At 63.1% G+C, this 16553-nt stretch carries 15 protein-coding genes; 10 read left to right on the top strand and 5 right to left on the bottom strand.

Translation table 11 applies throughout. The annotated features are described in order from the left end of the window. Nucleotides 1-119 precede the first annotated feature (119 nt). From CAY82_RS09255 to CAY82_RS09225, 7 genes are all read left to right on the top strand, one after another. Nucleotides 120-1118: a phosphate ABC transporter substrate-binding protein PstS gene (locus CAY82_RS09255; protein WP_087500938.1), complete on the top strand. Its 999-nt coding sequence runs from the start codon at nucleotides 120-122 to the stop codon at nucleotides 1116-1118. A 139-nt stretch (nucleotides 1119-1257) separates the two neighbouring features. Then, the gene (locus CAY82_RS09250; RefSeq protein ID WP_087500937.1) at nucleotides 1258-3546 is read left to right on the top strand and encodes an ABC transporter permease subunit; all 2289 of its coding nucleotides are present in this window, start codon (nucleotides 1258-1260) and stop codon (nucleotides 3544-3546) included. Between the two features lie 71 nt (nucleotides 3547-3617). Further along, a complete protein-coding gene (pstA, locus tag CAY82_RS09245) occupies nucleotides 3618-5234 on the top strand; it encodes a phosphate ABC transporter permease PstA (protein WP_170931060.1) in 1617 nt (538 codons plus the stop codon). A 71-nt stretch (nucleotides 5235-5305) separates the two neighbouring features. Next, nucleotides 5306-6139 (top strand): phosphate ABC transporter ATP-binding protein PstB, encoded by an 834-nt coding sequence (gene pstB / locus CAY82_RS09240; protein WP_003258171.1) that lies wholly within the window; start codon nucleotides 5306-5308, stop codon nucleotides 6137-6139. A gap of 187 nt (nucleotides 6140-6326) precedes the next feature. Next, a complete protein-coding gene (phoU, locus tag CAY82_RS09235) occupies nucleotides 6327-7097 on the top strand; it encodes a phosphate signaling complex protein PhoU (RefSeq protein WP_087500935.1) in 771 nt (256 codons plus the stop codon). Between the two features lie 164 nt (nucleotides 7098-7261). After that, nucleotides 7262-8158 (top strand): response regulator, encoded by an 897-nt coding sequence (locus tag CAY82_RS09230; RefSeq protein ID WP_087500934.1) that lies wholly within the window; start codon nucleotides 7262-7264, stop codon nucleotides 8156-8158. A 151-nt stretch (nucleotides 8159-8309) separates the two neighbouring features. Continuing rightward, on the top strand, nucleotides 8310-9206 hold the full coding sequence (locus CAY82_RS09225) for a M23 family metallopeptidase (protein WP_087500933.1): 897 nt from the start codon (nucleotides 8310-8312) through the stop codon (nucleotides 9204-9206). A gap of 33 nt (nucleotides 9207-9239) precedes the next feature. Here CAY82_RS09225 and CAY82_RS09220 read toward each other — a convergent pair whose 3' ends face one another. The 3 genes from CAY82_RS09220 to phoB all read right to left on the bottom strand — a co-directional run bounded on the left by CAY82_RS09220 (nucleotide 9240) and on the right by phoB (nucleotide 12799). Further along, complete coding sequence (locus CAY82_RS09220) at nucleotides 9240-10580, bottom strand: hemolysin family protein (protein WP_087500932.1); 1341 nt, start codon at nucleotides 10578-10580, stop codon at nucleotides 9240-9242. Between the two features lie 173 nt (nucleotides 10581-10753). Continuing rightward, the gene (gene phoR / locus CAY82_RS09215; RefSeq protein ID WP_087500931.1) at nucleotides 10754-12061 is read right to left on the bottom strand and encodes a phosphate regulon sensor histidine kinase PhoR; all 1308 of its coding nucleotides are present in this window, start codon (nucleotides 12059-12061) and stop codon (nucleotides 10754-10756) included. A gap of 48 nt (nucleotides 12062-12109) precedes the next feature. Further along, on the bottom strand, nucleotides 12110-12799 hold the full coding sequence (gene phoB, locus CAY82_RS09210; RefSeq protein ID WP_003253341.1) for a phosphate regulon transcriptional regulator PhoB: 690 nt from the start codon (nucleotides 12797-12799) through the stop codon (nucleotides 12110-12112). 173 nt (nucleotides 12800-12972) lie between these two features. Between phoB and CAY82_RS09205 the strand changes: the two genes are divergently transcribed. Then, nucleotides 12973-13344, top strand: coding sequence for a hypothetical protein (locus CAY82_RS09205; protein ID WP_087500930.1), 372 nt, complete (start codon nucleotides 12973-12975; stop codon nucleotides 13342-13344). A 117-nt stretch (nucleotides 13345-13461) separates the two neighbouring features. Here the strand turns inward: CAY82_RS09205 and ubiA are convergent, their stop codons facing one another. Together ubiA and CAY82_RS09195 are read right to left on the bottom strand one after the other, a co-directional pair. Then, on the bottom strand, nucleotides 13462-14352 hold the full coding sequence (gene ubiA / locus CAY82_RS09200) for a 4-hydroxybenzoate octaprenyltransferase (RefSeq protein ID WP_087500929.1): 891 nt from the start codon (nucleotides 14350-14352) through the stop codon (nucleotides 13462-13464). Then, the gene (locus CAY82_RS09195; protein ID WP_087500928.1) at nucleotides 14352-14909 is read right to left on the bottom strand and encodes a chorismate lyase; all 558 of its coding nucleotides are present in this window, start codon (nucleotides 14907-14909) and stop codon (nucleotides 14352-14354) included. Before CAY82_RS09195 ends, ubiA begins: the two co-directional genes overlap by 1 nt. 247 nt (nucleotides 14910-15156) lie before the next feature. Between CAY82_RS09195 and CAY82_RS09190 the strand changes: the two genes are divergently transcribed. Together CAY82_RS09190 and CAY82_RS09185 are read left to right on the top strand one after the other, a co-directional pair. Continuing rightward, the gene (locus tag CAY82_RS09190) at nucleotides 15157-15324 is read left to right on the top strand and encodes a rubredoxin (protein ID WP_003253349.1); all 168 of its coding nucleotides are present in this window, start codon (nucleotides 15157-15159) and stop codon (nucleotides 15322-15324) included. Between the two features lie 16 nt (nucleotides 15325-15340). Further along, nucleotides 15341-16489 carry an NAD(P)/FAD-dependent oxidoreductase gene (locus tag CAY82_RS09185; RefSeq protein ID WP_087500927.1) on the top strand — a complete coding sequence of 383 codons (1149 nt, stop codon included), beginning with the start codon at nucleotides 15341-15343 and terminating at the stop codon, nucleotides 16487-16489. Nucleotides 16490-16553 lie beyond the last annotated feature (64 nt).

Below are 16553 nucleotides of genomic sequence, written 5' to 3'. Positions count from 1 at the left end.
GTTTTTCGGTGATGGCCTTTCATCCAATTGTCATATTCAGGTCATATCGTATTCATGCGGCCTACAGATACTTGGGCCCGTTCCATCCAACACCCCAATATTCCTGCTAGGAGCAAGGCATGAAACTGAAGCGTTTGATGGCGGCCCTCACCTTTGCCGCCGCTGGCGTTGCAACCGCCAACGCGGTAGCCGCTGTCGATCCTGCGATCCCGACCTACACCAAGACCACCGGTGTTTCGGGCAACCTCTCCAGCGTCGGTTCGGACACCCTCGCCAACCTGATGACTCTGTGGGCCGAGGCCTACAAGAAGGAATATCCGAACGTAAACATCCAGATCCAGGCTGCCGGCTCCTCCACCGCGCCACCCGCGCTGACCGAAGGCACCGCCAACCTCGGCCCGATGAGCCGCAAGATGAAGGATGTCGAGCTGCAGGCCTTCGAGCAGAAGTACGGCTACAAGCCGACCGCCATCCCGGTCGCCGTAGACGCCCTGGCTGTGTTCGTGCACAAGGACAACCCGATCAAAGGCCTGACCATGGCCCAGGTCGACGCGATCTTCTCCTCCACTCGCCTGTGTGGTGGCAAAGCCGACATCAAGACCTGGGGTGACCTGGGCGTGACCGGCGATCTGGCCAACAAGCCAATCCAGCTGTTCGGCCGTAACTCGGTATCGGGCACCTACGGCTACTTCAAGGAAGAAGCCCTGTGCAAAGGCGACTTCAAGCCTAACGTCAACGAACAGCCTGGCTCGGCTTCGGTCGTGCAATCGATCAGCTCCTCGCTGAACGGCATCGGCTACTCGGGCATCGGCTACAAGACCGCCAGCGTCAAGACCGTTGGCCTGGCCAAGAAGGAAGGCGGCGAGTTTGTCGAAGACAACGAAGCCAACGCTCTGAACGGCACCTACCCGCTGGCGCGCTTCCTGTATGTCTACGTCAACAAGGCTCCGAACAAGCCTCTGGCCCCGCTGGAAGCCGAGTTCGTCAAGCTGGTGCTGTCGCAAGCTGGCCAGCAGGTCGTGGTGAAGGATGGCTACATCCCGCTGCCGGCCAAAGTCGTCGACAAGACCTTGGCTGATCTGGGCCTGTCCCACGCAGGTAACGTCGCAAAAAAGTAAGTAACTGAGGGGGAGGCCGGTGCTGATGCCCGGCCTCTTCCACGAATTCCCAGCCCGAAGCCAGGCTCCCTGTGCGGCGGGCTTTCGTGCGTCACTGCTTTGTAATGTTTTTGTCATACGGGACCGCTAGGGTGTGCGCATGAATGATCTGGCCAACTCCACAATGACCCAAAATTCCCAGCCCGAGCGGATTGATTTCAATACGCCGGAGTTGCAACGCAAGCGCCGCATGCGTGCGCTCAAGGACCGCCTGACCCGCTGGTATGTACTGGTGGGCGGGCTTGCCGTATTGGCGGCGATCACCCTGATCTTCTTCTATCTGGCCTATGTGGTGCTGCCGCTGTTCCAGGGCGCCGAGCTGACCAGCAAGAAGGCGCTGGAGCCGACCTGGCTGCAACAGGATGCCGGCAAGCCGCTGATGATCGCGCTTGAAGAGCAGAACCTGGTGGGCATGCGCGTTTCGGACAAGGGCCAGGTACTGTTCTTCGACACCAAGACCGGGAACGAGCTCAAGCGCTTCGACCTGCCAGTGCCGACAGGCACCCAGGTCACTTCGATCAGTGCCGACCAGCCGGGCAGCCCGCTGGTGGTGCTGGGCTTGTCCAATGGCCAGGCGCTGGTGTTCCACCACACCTACAAGATTACCTACCCGGACAACAAGAAAACCATCGCCCCCGGCATTGACTACCCGTACGGCGAGCAGCCGTTCGTGCTCGACGAGCATGGCCGTGCGCTGGAGCATGTCAGCGTCAACGTCAATGGCGACACCCTGCTGCTGGCCGGTTCCACCGGCGCGCACCTGCAGGTGGTCGAGCTGACCCGCACCGAAAACATGATGACCGAAGAGGTCACCACCGAGCAGAACCGCATCGAACTGCCGCAGATGACCGAAACGGTGAAGAACATCTTCATCGACCCGCGTCAGCAATGGCTGTACGTGATCAACGGCCGCGCCACCGCGGACGTGTTCAACCTGCGCGACAAAAGCCTCAACGGCCGCTACAAGCTGTCTGAGAGCGCCGATACCGAAATTACCGCCACCACCCAGCTGGTCGGTGGCATTTCGCTGATCATCGGTGACTCCAAGGGCGGCCTGGCCCAGTGGTTCATGGCCCGTGACCCGGATGGCGAATCGCGCTTCAAGCTGATCCGTACCTTCCAGATGGGCAAGGCCGCGGTCGTGCAGATCGATGCCGAAGAGCGCCGCAAGGGCTTCGTCGCCCTCGACGCCGCAGGCGAGCTGGGCGTGTTCCACAGCACTGCGCACCGTACCCTGCTGGTCGAGCCGGTCGCCGAAGGCCCGGGCATCCTGGCCCTGTCACCCCGTGCCAACCGCATCATCATCGAAGAAGGTGGCAAGCTGCTGCCGCTGAGCCTGCGCAACCCGCACCCGGAAATCTCCTTCAGTGCGCTGTGGGGCAAGGTGTGGTACGAGAACTACGACGAGCCGAAATACGTCTGGCAATCGACTGCTTCGAATACTGACTTCGAGCCCAAGCTGAGCCTGTCGCCGCTGACCTTCGGTACCCTGAAGGCCGCGTTCTACGCGATGATCCTGGCGGCGCCGCTGGCCATTGCCGCGGCCATCTACACTGCCTACTTCATGGCTCCTGGCATGCGCCGCAAGGTCAAGCCGGTGATTGAGCTGATGGAAGCGATGCCGACGGTGATCCTCGGCTTCTTCGCCGGCCTGTTCCTCGCCCCGTACCTGGAAGGCCACCTGCCGGGCGTGTTCAGCCTGTTCCTGCTGATGCCGCTCGGTATCTTGCTGGCCGGCTTCGCCTGGACCCGCCTGCCCGAGTCGATCCGCCTGCGTATCCCGGATGGCTGGGAAGCGGCGATCCTGATCCCGGTCATCCTGTTCACCGGCTGGTTCGCCCTGACCATGAGCCCGCACCTCGAGAGCTGGTTCTTTGGCGGCGACATGCGCCTGTGGATCACCAACGACCTGGGGATAACCTACGACCAGCGCAACGCCCTGGTCGTGGGTATCGCCATGGGCTTCGCGGTCATCCCGAACATCTACTCCATCGCCGAAGACGCCGTGTTCAGCGTGCCGCGCAGCCTGACCCTGGGCTCCCTGGCCCTGGGAGCAACGCCCTGGCAGACCCTGACCCGCGTAGTCATTCTCACCGCCAGCCCGGGTATCTTCTCGGCGCTGATGATCGGCATGGGGCGTGCGGTGGGCGAAACCATGATCGTGCTCATGGCCACCGGCAATACCCCGGTGATGGAGCTGAACCTGTTCGAGGGCATGCGTACTCTGGCCGCCAACGTAGCCGTGGAAATGCCGGAGTCAGAAGTCGGCGGCAGCCACTATCGCGTGCTGTTCCTGGCCGCGCTGGTGCTGCTGATGTTCACCTTCGTCATGAACACCTTGGCCGAGCTGATTCGCCAGCGTCTGCGCAAGAAATACTCGTCGCTTTGATAGAAAGGTAGCGATCCGTGAAAAAGGATTCCCTCAAAAGCTGGTTCAAGAGCGGCGCCCCAGGCGTCTGGATGAGCGGCGGCGCGGTGGCCATGGCCGTGATCATGACCGTTGGCCTGCTGGCGGTGATTGCCGTGCGCGGCCTGGGCCACTTCTGGCCGGCCGATCTTGTCCAGGCCACCTACAAGGTGCCGGGCCAGGCCGATCACGTGGTCATTGGCGAAGTGGTGCAAAAGGAAGAAGTACCCCGCGCCCGCCTGAAGGGCGCCGGCCTGCCAGTGCCTGACCAGGGCCCGGAGTTCATGACCCGCGAGCTGATCAAGGTGGGCAACCGCGACCTCAACGGCAGCGACTTCACCTGGGTGGTCGGCGACTGGCTGGTCGACGAAAAGCACCCGACCGACCTGATCGCCCTGGAGCGCCGCGAGTGGGGCAACTTCTACGGCTACCTGGTCAGCGTCAAGGAAGAAGGCCGCGTGGTCGCCGAGGGCGCTGCCGCCTGGAACGAGCTGCAGGCCCGCCTCAAGCGCGCCAACCAGCTCAACAGCGAACTGCAAAGCCTCGAAAAGAAAGACATCGGTGCCATCAACCATGGCCTCGAGCGCCTGCGCCTGCAGGCGCGCAAGCTGGAGCTGGACGGCAAGCTGGACGCCGCCGCCCAGGCCGACATGGACGCCGAGCGCGCCGAGCTGAACAGCCGCTACAAGGCCATCGAAGACCGCCTGACCGGCCTGCACCAGGCTTTCGCCCGCGACAGCCTTGTGGCCCGCGATGGCGACGGCCGTGAAGTGGAAATCAACCTCAGCAAGGTGGTGCATGCCATCCAGCCGAACGCGATGTCGGGCTTCACCAAGCTGGGCACCTACTTCACCAAGGTCTGGGAATTCCTCAGCGACGATCCGCGTGAAGCCAATACCGAGGGCGGTATCTTCCCGGCCATCTTCGGTACCGTGATGATGACCCTTATCATGGCCGTGATCGTCACCCCGTTCGGTGTGCTGGCTGCCGTGTACCTGCGCGAATACGCAAGACAGGGGACGGTGACCCGCCTGATCCGCATCGCGGTGAACAACCTTGCCGGTGTCCCGGCGATCGTATACGGCGTGTTCGGCCTGGGCTTCTTCGTCTACGTGCTGGGTGGCTCGATCGACCGCCTGTTCTTCCCCGAAGCACTGCCGGCGCCAACCCTGGGTACCCCGGGCCTGCTGTGGGCATCGCTGACACTGGCGTTGCTGGCCGTGCCGGTGGTGATCGTGGCCACCGAGGAAGGCCTGGCGCGAATCCCGCGCACTGTACGCGAAGGCTCGCTGGCCCTGGGCGCGACCAAGGCCGAGACCCTGTGGAAGATCGTCCTGCCGATGGCCAGCCCGGCGATGATGACCGGCATGATTCTCGCCGTGGCCCGCGCCGCCGGTGAAGTGGCGCCGCTGATGCTGGTGGGTGTGGTGAAGCTGGCGCCGTCGCTGCCGGTGGATGGGAACTACCCGTACCTGCACCTGGACCAGAAGATCATGCACCTGGGCTTCCACATTTATGACGTCGGCTTCCAGAGCCCCAACGTCGAAGCCGCGCGCCCGCTGGTATACGCCACGGCGTTGCTGCTGGTGCTGGTGATCGCGGCCCTCAACCTTTCGGCCGTGTGGATCCGTAACCACCTGCGCGAGAAGTACAAGGCCCTCGACAGCTGATCCTGATTGCAAGCGTGCCGCCGGTGAACCGGGTGGCCCTTTGAACGAATTGTTAGCGTATGGAGTTGACCATGCAGCAAGAATCCCATACCCACGGCATCGACATGTCTGCCTTGGGTCGCGACAAGCAGAGCCTTCGCCTGGCCGAAGAAACCGTAGCCATCGAAGTGCCGGGCCTGAGCCTGTTCTATGGTGACAAACAAGCGCTGTTCGATGTGCAGATGAATATTCCCAAGCAGCGCGTGACCGCTTTCATCGGCCCCTCCGGCTGCGGCAAGTCGACCCTGCTGCGCACCTTCAACCGCATGAACGACCTGGTTGACGGCTGCCGCGTGGAAGGCGCCATCAACCTGTACGGCAACAACATCTACCGCAAGGGCGAAGACGTGGCCGAGCTGCGCCGCCGTGTTGGCATGGTGTTCCAGAAGCCCAACCCGTTCCCAAAGACCATCTACGAGAACGTGGTCTACGGCCTGCGTATCCAGGGCATCAACAAGAAGCGTGTGCTCGACGAAGCGGTCGAGTGGGCGCTGAAGGGCGCGGCCCTGTGGGACGAGGTCAAGGACCGTCTGCACGATTCGGCACTGGGCCTGTCCGGTGGCCAGCAGCAGCGTCTGGTCATTGCCCGCACCATCGCCGTGGAGCCGGAAGTGCTGCTGCTCGATGAACCGTGCTCGGCACTGGACCCGATCTCGACCCTGAAAGTCGAGGAACTGATCTACGAATTGAAATCCAAGTACACCATCGTCATCGTGACCCACAACATGCAGCAGGCGGCCCGTGTTTCGGACTACACCGCATTCATGTACATGGGCAAACTGGTCGAATTCGGGGATACCGACACTCTTTTCACCAACCCGGCGAAGAAGCAGACCGAAGACTACATCACCGGTCGCTACGGCTAGCAGCCGCTCGGGACAGGTGCCTGGCCCCTGTGGGAGCGGGTTTACCCGCGAAGCAGGCGCTGCGGTGTCTGGCACCGGCTTCGCCGGTGTTCGCGGGTGAACCCGCTCCCACAGGATGTGTTTGCCAGGGTGGGCCAGGGTATGACACGAACAAATTGAAGCTTGCAGCTTCTTCGCGGAGCGAACGATGATCAACAAAGAAAGCCTTACGCATCACATTTCCCAGCAGTTCAACGCCGAGCTCGAAGAGGTGCGTAGCCACCTGCTGGCCATGGGCGGCCTGGTCGAAAAGCAGGTCAACGACGCGGTCACTGCGCTGATCGAAGCCGACTCGGGCCTGGCCCAGCAAGTGCGCGAAGTCGACGAGCAGATCAACCAGATGGAGCGCAACATCGACGAGGAGTGTCTGCGCATCCTCGCCCGTCGTCAGCCGGCGGCCTCCGACCTGCGCCTGATCATCAGCATCTCCAAGTCGGTGATCGACCTGGAGCGCATCGGTGACGAGTCGACCAAGATCGCCCGCCGTGCCATCCAGCTGTGCGAGGAGGGCGAGTCGCCGCGCGGCTACGTCGAGGTGCGCCACATCGGCGACCAGGTGCGCAACATGGTCCGCGATGCGCTAGATGCCTTTGCCCGCTTCGACGCCGACCTGGCACTGTCGGTGGCCCAGTACGACAAGACCATCGACCGCGAATACAAGACCGCCCTGCGGGAGCTGGTGACCTACATGATGGAAGACCCGCGCTCGATTTCGCGGGTACTGAGCGTGATCTGGGTCCTGCGTTCGCTGGAACGCATTGGCGACCATGCGCGCAACATCTCCGAGCTGGTTATCTACCTGGTGCGTGGCACAGACGTGCGTCACATGGGCCTCAAGCGCATGACGGCAGAAGTACAGGGCACCGCTGTCGTCGATGCCGAAAACGCTAATGTTCCGGCTGAACCTGACGATAAGTAAGGTTGCTCCCGAGCATCGACGCCCGGCCTTGGCCGGGCGTTTTCGTTTGCGGTCGAGGAGCCGGCAGGCACCCGCGAACGATGTGAAGAAGTCCCGGCGTGACCAGGTTGTAGCAAATGGCCATTATTCGGCGGTAGGCTAGTCGGGATTCAGAAGGAGTATCGATGAGTAAAGTGAATGTGCTGGTCGTGGATGACGCCCCGTTTATCCGTGACCTGGTCCGTAAATGCCTGCGCAATGCCTTCCCGGGCATGACCATCGACGACGCCGTCAACGGTCGCAAGGCCATGGCAATGCTGGGCAAGGAAGCGTTCGACCTGGTCCTGTGCGACTGGGAGATGCCGGAAATGTCCGGCCTGGAACTGCTCACCTGGTGCCGCCAGCAGCCTGAGTTGAAGAGCTTGCAGTTCATCATGGTGACCAGCCGTGGCGACAAGGAAAACGTCATCCAGGCGATCCAGGCGGGTGTTTCCGATTTTGTCGGCAAGCCGTTCACCAATGAGCAGTTGCTGACCAAGGTGAAAAAGGCCCTGACCAAGATCGGCAAGCTCGACAGCCTGATGGCCAGCGGCCCGGCACGGGTCAACTCGGCGTTCGCCAATGACTCGCTGAATGCCCTGACAGCCGGCAAGCCTGAAGCGGTGAAGGTCACGGCGCCAGCGCCGGCATCCGCACCCGCCAGGCCACTGGCCAATGCCCCTCGGCCCGCTGCTCCCGCGCCGACCGGTCGCGGTCAGGGCCAGTTGCGCCTGGCCAGCGGCATGCAGCCGTGCGTGATCAAGGCGCTGAGCCTGAAAGAGGCCCTGTTGGTGGTGCGCCGTGGCGAAGTGCTGCCGCAGGTGCTGGAAGGCGCGGTGCTGGACCTGGAGCAGGGCGAGAGCGCCGAAGTCGCGCGCCTGAACGGTTACCTGCATGCCGTCGCGGCACTGGAGCCCAAGCCAGGGAGTGACTGGTTGCAACTGACCTTCAAGTTCGTCGACCAGGATGCCCAGAAGCTCGACTACCTGTCGCGGCTGATTGCCCGCGGGACGGCGCAGAAGCATTTCACCCCCGGCGCCTGACCGCAGCCTCACACCGCACTTTTTGTAGGAGCAGCACAAGGCTGCTCCTACAAAACGCTGCGCAACCCAGGGCCATCCGACCAACTGTCATACCCGCCACAAAACCCGCTGCTAGGCTTCGACAGATCACAACTGTCAAAAAGCCACTATCATGCCCGCCCGCCTGCTGCTGTTCTGTGCATTGCTCATGGCCTCGGCGTCGAGCCTGGGCATGACCATTTACGAGATCACCGATGATGGCCGTGTGACCTCCTATTCCGACCGGCCTGGCCCCGGTGCCAAACCACTGGTGCGGTATGTACCCATGGTTGAAATACCCGAAGGCCAGGTGCTGCTGAACGCGATAACCTTCAACGGCGGCGTGAGCTTTTCGGCCCGCAACCAGCTGCATGTGCCGGTGGAAGTGGAGTTGCGCCTGGACAATCTGGTGAACGCGCAAGGTGGCAATGCCCCGCGTATCGTGCGTCGGGTGCTGCCGCCGCGCACTACGCAGATGCTCAGCGTGCTCAGGGGGCGGCCCGGGATGCTGCTGAATTACCGCTCGACCCTGCTGCAAGCCATGGGCGACCCTGGCAAGCGGCCCCAGGGCTTCCGTTACGCCTTCCCCTGGGTCGGCGGGCCGTTCCGGGTGACCCAGGGTCCCAATGGCCGTGTCAGCCATTTTGGACCCAAGGGGCGTTATGCCATGGATATCGCCATGCCCGAAGGCACTACCATCATCGCGGCGCGGGAAGGGGTGGTGGTGAAGACAGAGAACAGCCAGAGTGGGCGCGGGCCCAATCCGTCGGGCAATTTCGTCAGGATCCTGCACCCGGACGGTACCATGGGTGTGTATCTGCACCTGATGCGCGGTTCGGTGGTGGTGGCAGAGGGGCAACGGGTGCGGCAAGGGCAGATGCTGGCCAAATCGGGCAATACCGGCAACAGCACCGGGCCGCACCTGCATTTCGTGGTGCAGCGCAATGTGGGGTTGGCGCTGGAGTCGATACCTTATCGGTTCGACAGGCCGATCGGCGGGTTGCCTGACTTCACCGCGGGTAACCCTTGAGATAGTCGGGGCTGCAAAGCAGCCCCCCGGCCCTCAATCCAGCTTGAGCACCTTGGCCAGCACGATCTTCGGCCCTTTCATCTTCTTGATGATGATGCGCAGCCCTTCGACCTCCAGCACTTCCTCTTCTTCAGGCACGCGCTTGAGCGTCTCGTAGACCAGCCCAGCCAGGGTTTCCGCCTCGATATGGTCAAGGTCGACGCCCAGCAGGCGCTCGACCTTGAACAGCGGCGTGTCGCCACGCACCAGCAGCTTGCCCGGCTGGTAGGCGAGAATGCCGCGCTCGGTCTTGCGGTGCTCGTCCTGGATGTCGCCCACCAGCACTTCCAGCACGTCTTCCATGGTCAGGTAGCCAATTACCTTGCCATCGGCTTCCTCCACCAGTACGAAGTGCGCGCCGCCCTTGCGGAACTGCTCCAGCAACTGCGCCAACGGCATGTGCCGTGACACGCGCTCCAGCGGCCGGGCCAGGTCGTCCAGGTCGATAGTTTCGGGCAGATGCTCGAGTTCGGCCAGCTCCAGCAGCAGGTCCTTGATGTGCAGCAGGCCGGTGAATTCCTCACGCTCGGCGTCGTACACCGGGTAGCGGCTGAACTTGTGGCGGCGCACCAGGGCCAGGATCTGCTTCAACGGCGCATGGGCGTCGATGCTGACCATGTCCTCGCGCGAGTTGGCCCAGTCGACCACCTCCAGCTCGCCCATTTCCACGGCCGAGGCCAGCACGCGCATGCCCTGGTCGCTCGGGTCCTGGCCACGGCTGGAGTGCAGGATCAGCTTGAGCTCTTCACGGCTGTAGTGGTGCTCGTGGTGCGGGCCGGGCTCCCCTTGGCCGGCAATGCGCAGGATGGTGTTGGCGCTGGCATTGAGCAGGTAGATGGCCGGGTACATCACCCAGTAGAACAGGTACAGCGGCACGGCAGTCCACAGCGACAGCAGTTCGGGCTTGCGGATGGCCCAGGACTTGGGCGCCAGCTCGCCGACCACGATGTGCAGGTACGAGATGACGAAGAAGGCGACGAAGAACGAGATCGCCTTGATCAGCTCGGGGGTGTCCACGCCCACGTATGCCAGCAGCGGCTCGAGCAGGTGGGCGAACGCCGGTTCACCGACCCAGCCCAGGCCCAGCGAGGCGAGGGTGATGCCCAGTTGGCAGGCCGACAGGTAGGCGTCGAGCTGGTTGTGTACCTTGCGCAGGATGCTGCCACGCCAGCCATGCAGTTCGGCGATGGACTCGACGCGGGTGGCGCGCAGCTTGACCATGGCGAACTCGGCGGCAACGAAGAAGCCGTTGAGCAGCACCAGGAGCAAGGCAAAGATGATCATGCCGAAATCGGCGAATAACGAGGTGAGGCTGATACCAGGGGAAGGGTCCATGATGGAGTTTTTACGGGGTCCGTCTTCAAGATAGAGAGAAAAAAAGTGCCAGCTCTTGCTGGCACAGGGGGTCCAATGTAGCGGCTGGGGCCGTAAAAGCAAAGGGTGGCGGAATTATTGCGGTCCCTGTGGGAGCGGGCGTGCCCGCGAAGGGCTGCGCAGCAGCCCCGATCTCAAGCTTTGCCGTTAGCCAATTGTGCCGGCGCAAAGTGACAGGTAAAGGTACTGCCATGCCCCGGCACGCTGCTGATCTCCAGCTTGCCGCGGTGGCGCATCAGCACATGCTTCACGATCGCCAGGCCCAGCCCGGTGCCGCCGGTATTCGACGCACGGCTGGAATCGACCCGATAGAAGCGCTCGGTCAGGCGTGGCAGGTGCTTGGCATCGATACCCACCCCCGAGTCCTGCACCGACAGGTGCGCACCCTGGGCATCGGCCCACCAGCGAATACGGATGCTGCCTTCGTCCTGGGTGTACTTGACCGCGTTGAACACCAGGTTGGAAAAGGCACTGCGCAGCTCCGACTCGCTGCCCTTCAGCTGCACGCCGGGTTCAGCATCCAGGGTGATGCGCTGGTTGCGTGGTCCGGACAGGGCCTGGGCGTCGTTCTTGATCGCGGCGAGCAAGGCATCGACTGCCACTGGCTGGTTGTCCGACGGGTAGTCGGTGGCCTCCAGCTTGGCCAGCAGCAACAGGTCGTTGAGCAGCGTCTGCATGCGCGAGCCTTGCTGGCTCATCTGCTGCAGGGCTCGGTTCCAGCGCGGGTTCACGTCTTCGACGTTGTCCAGCAGGGTTTCCAGGTAGCCGGTAATCACCGTCAGCGGCGTGCGCAGCTCGTGGGACACGTTGGCGACGAAGTCCTTGCGCATCTGCTCCAGCTGGTGGATGCGGGTAACATCACGCACCAGCATCAGGTGCTCGTTGTTGCCGTAGCGGGTGATGTGCAGCTGCACGCGCATGCGGTCGTTGATCGGCGAGGGGATTTCCAGCGGCTCGAGGTAGTTCCCTGCCTCGAAGTATTCCTTGAAGCGCGGGTGGCGCACCAGGTTGGTCACCTGCTGGCCGCCGTCCTGTGGAGTCTTGAAGCCCAGCAGGGTCTCGGCGGCGCGGTTCCACCATTCCAGGTTGCCGTCGCTGTCGAGCATGATCACCGCGTCACGCAGTGCGGCGGTAGACTCCTGGACCCGGTCGATCACCGCCTGCAGGCGGCCGCGCACGCGCTGGTCGCGGCGTTGCAGGTGGTAGATGCTGTCGAACACCTCGCCCCACAGGCCGTAGCCATCGGGCGGTGCTTCGTCGGGTTGGTGGTTGCGCAGCCAGTCATGCAGGCGCAGCAGTTGCTTGAGGGTCCAGCCCAGGTAGAGCGCCAGGCCGATGGCCAGGCTCCAGCCATAGTAGCCGCTGACCAGCCCGCCGATCAGGCAGACGGTGATCAGCAGCAGCAGGTGACGAATCAGGGTCGCGTGCCAGTTCTGGTTCAATTGACGGTCCTTGTACAACGACGTGCAGCTTGGCGCTTTTCAGCTCGATCAGCTCTTGGTCGAGAAGCGGTAGCCGGTGCCCCGGACGGTTTGTACCAGATTTTCGTAGGCTTCACCCAGCGCCTTGCGCAGGCGGCGGATGTGCACGTCGACGGTGCGTTCCTCGACATAGACGTTACCACCCCACACCTGGTCCAGCAGCTGGCCACGGGTGTAGGCGCGCTCCTGGTGGGTCATGAAGAACTGCAGCAGTCGGTATTCGGTGGGGCCCATTTCGGCGGGCTTGCCGTCGATGGTCACGCGATGGCTGATCGGGTCGAGCAGCAGGCCGCCGACTTCGATCGGTGCCTCGCTGTCGCTCGGGCCGGTGCGGCGCAGCACGGCTTTCAGGCGGGCGACCAGTTCACGCGGCGAGAACGGCTTGGTGATGTAGTCGTCTGCGCCCACTTCCAGGCCCTGGATCTTGTTGTCCTCTTCACCCTTGGCGGTAAGCATGATGATCGGGATGTCGCCGGTCAGCTCGTCGCGCTTGAGGCGGCGGGCCAGCTCGATGCCGGAGGTGCCCGGCAGCATCCAGTCGAGCAGGATCAGGTCCGGCTTGCGGTCGACGATGATCGCGTGGGCCTGTTGGGAGTTCTCCGCTTCCAGGCAGTCATAGCCGGCCATTTCCAGGGCAACGGCGATCATCTCGCGAATCGGCGCTTCGTCGTCGACGATCAGAATGTTCCTGCCAACCATGCTCAAAACCTCTCCTGGATACGGTGTCTTGGCCCGCATTAGATAACGGAATTATTGCAGCTGTGTGACAGGGCGTTGGCCGTTCTGGCGACATTCCATGACTGAACTAGGCTTGAAAGGGCCGCATTTGTGGCAAGCCGAACTCAATCCCCCCCGAAATAATGGTGAATCCAATGACACGACAAACGCTGAGCTGGATGGCCCTTTTCACTGCGCTGGCGCTCCCGGGGGTGGCCTTGGCCGACCATGCGATGGAGAAGGGCGGGATGTTGGTCGATCATGCCGGCATGACCCTGTACACCTTCGACAAGGATGCGGGTGGCAAGTCGATGTGCAATGGCGATTGCGCCACCAACTGGCCGCCGCTGATGGTCAAGGCTAATGACGAACCGGCCAAGGACAAGTGGACAGTGGTGATGCGCGATGACGGCACCAAGCAGTGGGCCTATGACGGCAAGCCGCTGTACACCTTCATCAAGGACAAGAAGGCCGGCGATATGACCGGTGACGGCCTGAAGGACGTCTGGCACGTTGCCAAGCCTTGAGATTGCCGGGGCCGCTTTGCGCCCCATCGCGACACAAGGCCGCTCCTACAGGAGTGCGCGATACCTTGTAGGAGCGGCCTTGTGTCGCGAAAGGGCTGCAAGGCAGCCCCTGAATCTTCAATGCATTGCGTAATCCAGCACCACACCGATGAACACCAGCATCCCCGCCCAGTGGTTGTGCAGAAACGCCTTGAAGCACGATTCCCGGTCCAGCCTGCGCGTCGACCAGTATTCCCAGGCAAAGCACGCCGCCGCGCCCAGCAGCCCCAGATGGAACCAGCCACCCAGCTCGAAGCGGCTGCCGGCCAGCAACAGGCAGCCCAGCGACAGCAGTTGCAAGGTCAGGATGATGGTGCGGTCGGCGTCGCCGAACAGGATCGCGGTCGACTTCACGCCAATCTTCAGGTCGTCATCACGGTCAACCATGGCGTAGTAGGTGTCGTAACCCACCGTCCACAGCAGGTTGGCGATATACAGCAGCCAGGCGCTGGCCGGCAGCTCGCCACCCGCTGCGGTGAAGGCCATGGGAATGCCCCAGGAATATGCCGCCCCCAGCACCACCTGCGGGTAATAGGTGTAGCGCTTCATGAACGGGTAACAGAACGCCAGTGCCACCGCGCCGAACGACAGCCACACCGTGCGGCTGTTGGTGCACAGCACCAGCAGGAAGCTCGCTCCGACCAGGATGGCGAACAGCGCCAGTGCTTCGCGTGGCCGGACCCGGCCACTGGCCAGGGGGCGGTCGGCGGTGCGCTTGACGTGACCGTCCACCTTGCGGTCGGCAAAGTCGTTGATGCAGCAGCCTGCGGCGCGCATCAGCACCACGCCGAGGCCGAAGATCAGCACGTTGGCCAGGGTTGGTGAGCCGTTGCCGGCAATCCACACCGCCGACAAGGTCGGCCACAGCAGCAGGTAGATACCAATCGGCCGGTCCATGCGGCTGAGCTGGACGAAGTCCCAGGCCCGTGGGTGCAGGCGGTTGAGCGACTTGAGCAGTTGCAGGTACATCAGCGGTTTTCCTCCTTGGCCGCTTGCCATAATGCTGGCAGAAATACCTCCGCCACCAATAGGTCCAGGCCGCCACGTTCGAAGCGCGAACGACGGCCCCACAGCGCGGCATGGGCGGCTTCGCTCGGCAGCCAGGCCTGTGGATAACTGCATACCTCGATGGGGTGACGGATGAATGCCTGGTCGCAGAACAGCAACTCGCCCAGCGAGCGGCTACCCAGGGTTTCCAGGTCTAGCCCACCGCGCTCCAGGGCGCTGCGGCTGGCGACGCTGCGGGCGAACACCCAGGGTTGGCCATGGCCGCGCAGGTACACCTCACGCACCCAGCCTTCGGCGCCAGTGGTGATGCCCAGTGCCTGGCATTCATCGTCGCGCAGCGGCTGCCAGCCTTCGAACAGCGGGGTGACGGAGAAGTGGTCGTCGGACAGGCGGGTCAAGCGGCGGGTCAGCGAGCCCTCGTCGAACAGCCAGTCAAGGGTGGGCTGGTCGATGTCGGTCGCCAGCTGTGAATACGGCAGCCACGCGACAGCGGCTGCTTGCGGGGATTCGTACGACACGTCGGTCTGCTTGTTACAACCAGAGAGGCGGCGAGCTTAGCATGATTGCCCCAACTGCTTGCATACTGCCGACAGGGCCGCTACAAAGCCCCACGCATTGCGCGCTGGCTTCTTCGCGGCTAAAGCCGCTCCCACAGGGACCGCACAACCTCTGATGCTGTGCGGTCCCTGTGGGAGCGGCTTCAGCCGCGAAAGGGCCATCAGCAGTAACACAAAGCTCCAGCCTGAACCGAGGAAACCCACCCCCATGAAAAAGTGGCAATGTATTGTCTGTGGCCTGATCTACGACGAAGCCGAAGGCTGGCCCGACGACGGCATCGCCCCCGGCACCCGCTGGGAAGACGTGCCTGAAGACTGGCTGTGCCCCGACTGCGGCGTCGGCAAGAGCGACTTTGAAATGATCTCCATCGGCTAATCGAGGAAAGCACGACATGACGTCCCCTGTGGTAATCATCGGTACCGGCCTGGCGGGCTACAACCTGGCCCGTGAATTTCGCAAGCTCGATGCGCAGACGCCGCTGTTGCTGATCACCGCCGATGACGGTCGTTCCTACTCCAAGCCCATGCTGTCCACCGGCTTTGCCAAGCAGAAAGACGCCGATGGCCTGTGCATGGCCGAGCCGGGCGCCATGGCCGAGCAATTGAACGCCGAGATCCGCACCCACACCCGTATCAGCGGCATCGACCCGGGCCACAAGCGCCTGTGGATTGGCGAGGAGGCGGTGGAATACCGTGACCTGGTGCTGGCCTGGGGCGCACAGACCGTGCAGGTGCCGATCGAAGGCGATGGCGGCGATCGGGTGTTCCCGATCAACGACCTGGAAGACTACGCGCGCTTCCGTGCCGCCGCCGTCGGCAAACAGCGCGTGCTGATCCTCGGTGCCGGGCTGATCGGCTGCGAGTTCGCCAACGACATGAGCCTGGGCGGCTTCCAGGTCGATGTGGTGGCGCCGTGCGAGCAGGTCATGCCGACCCTGCTGCACCCGGCTGCTGCCGCTGCCGTGCAGGCCGGGCTGGAAGGTTTGGGCGTGCGCTTTCACCTGGGCCCGGTACTGACACGCCTGCAGCAGGTGGCTCAGGGCCTGGAGGCTCACCTGTCCGATGGTAACTTGATCGCCTGCGACCTGGTGGTTTCGGCCATTGGCCTGCGCCCGCGCACCGACCTGGCCGCCGCCGCCGGCCTGCGGACCAACCGCGGTGTCTGTGTGGACCGCCAGCTGCGCACGTCCCACGCCAACATCTTTGCCCTTGGTGACTGTGCCGAGGTCGATGGCATCAACCTGCTCTATGTGATGCCGCTGATGAGCTGTGCCCGGGCCCTGGCACAAACCCTGGCCGGCAAGCCGACAACGGTCGCCTACGGGCCGATGCCGATCACCGTGAAAACCCCTGCCTGCCCGCTGGTGGTCTCGCCGCCGCCCCAGGGCCACGAAGGCACCTGGCAGGTGGAGGGGCAGGGCAGTGACCTGAAAGTGCTATGCCTTGATGCTGAAGGCAAGCTACTGGGCTACGCCCTGACCGGGGCGGCCGTGATGGACAAGCTGGCCCTGAATCGTCAGCTGCCGGCCTTAATGGCGTAAATAGCCGGCGTTCTGTCGTATTTATCCTGTTGTTGCTTGCACAATGGCCGCCCAGATACTGGCG

Source organism: Pseudomonas sp. SID14000 (assembly GCF_002165135.1).
Taxonomy (GTDB): Bacteria; Pseudomonadota; Gammaproteobacteria; order Pseudomonadales; family Pseudomonadaceae; genus Aquipseudomonas.
Note: the sequence above shows the minus strand (reverse complement) of the source record. Positions and strands in the feature narration are given on the sequence as shown.

Bases quoted from the DNA above. Each gene is read 5' to 3' on its own strand.
- CAY82_RS09255 (WP_087500938.1), top strand. From the start codon at position 120: ATGAAACTGAAGCGTTTGATGGCGGCCCTCACCTTTGCCGCCGCTGGC.
- CAY82_RS09250 (WP_087500937.1), top strand. From the start codon at position 1,258: ATGAATGATCTGGCCAACTCCACAATGACCCAAAATTCCCAGCCCGAG.
- pstA (WP_170931060.1), top strand. From the start codon at position 3,618: ATGAGCGGCGGCGCGGTGGCCATGGCCGTGATCATGACCGTTGGCCTG.
- pstB (WP_003258171.1), top strand. From the start codon at position 5,306: ATGCAGCAAGAATCCCATACCCACGGCATCGACATGTCTGCCTTGGGT.
- phoU (WP_087500935.1), top strand. From the start codon at position 6,327: ATGATCAACAAAGAAAGCCTTACGCATCACATTTCCCAGCAGTTCAAC.
- CAY82_RS09230 (WP_087500934.1), top strand. From the start codon at position 7,262: ATGAGTAAAGTGAATGTGCTGGTCGTGGATGACGCCCCGTTTATCCGT.
- CAY82_RS09225 (WP_087500933.1), top strand. From the start codon at position 8,310: ATGCCCGCCCGCCTGCTGCTGTTCTGTGCATTGCTCATGGCCTCGGCG.
- CAY82_RS09220 (WP_087500932.1), bottom strand. From the start codon at position 10,580: ATGGACCCTTCCCCTGGTATCAGCCTCACCTCGTTATTCGCCGATTTC.
- phoB (WP_003253341.1), bottom strand. From the start codon at position 12,799: ATGGTTGGCAGGAACATTCTGATCGTCGACGACGAAGCGCCGATTCGC.
- CAY82_RS09205 (WP_087500930.1), top strand. From the start codon at position 12,973: ATGACACGACAAACGCTGAGCTGGATGGCCCTTTTCACTGCGCTGGCG.
- ubiA (WP_087500929.1), bottom strand. From the start codon at position 14,352: ATGTACCTGCAACTGCTCAAGTCGCTCAACCGCCTGCACCCACGGGCC.
- CAY82_RS09190 (WP_003253349.1), top strand. From the start codon at position 15,157: ATGAAAAAGTGGCAATGTATTGTCTGTGGCCTGATCTACGACGAAGCC.
- CAY82_RS09185 (WP_087500927.1), top strand. From the start codon at position 15,341: ATGACGTCCCCTGTGGTAATCATCGGTACCGGCCTGGCGGGCTACAAC.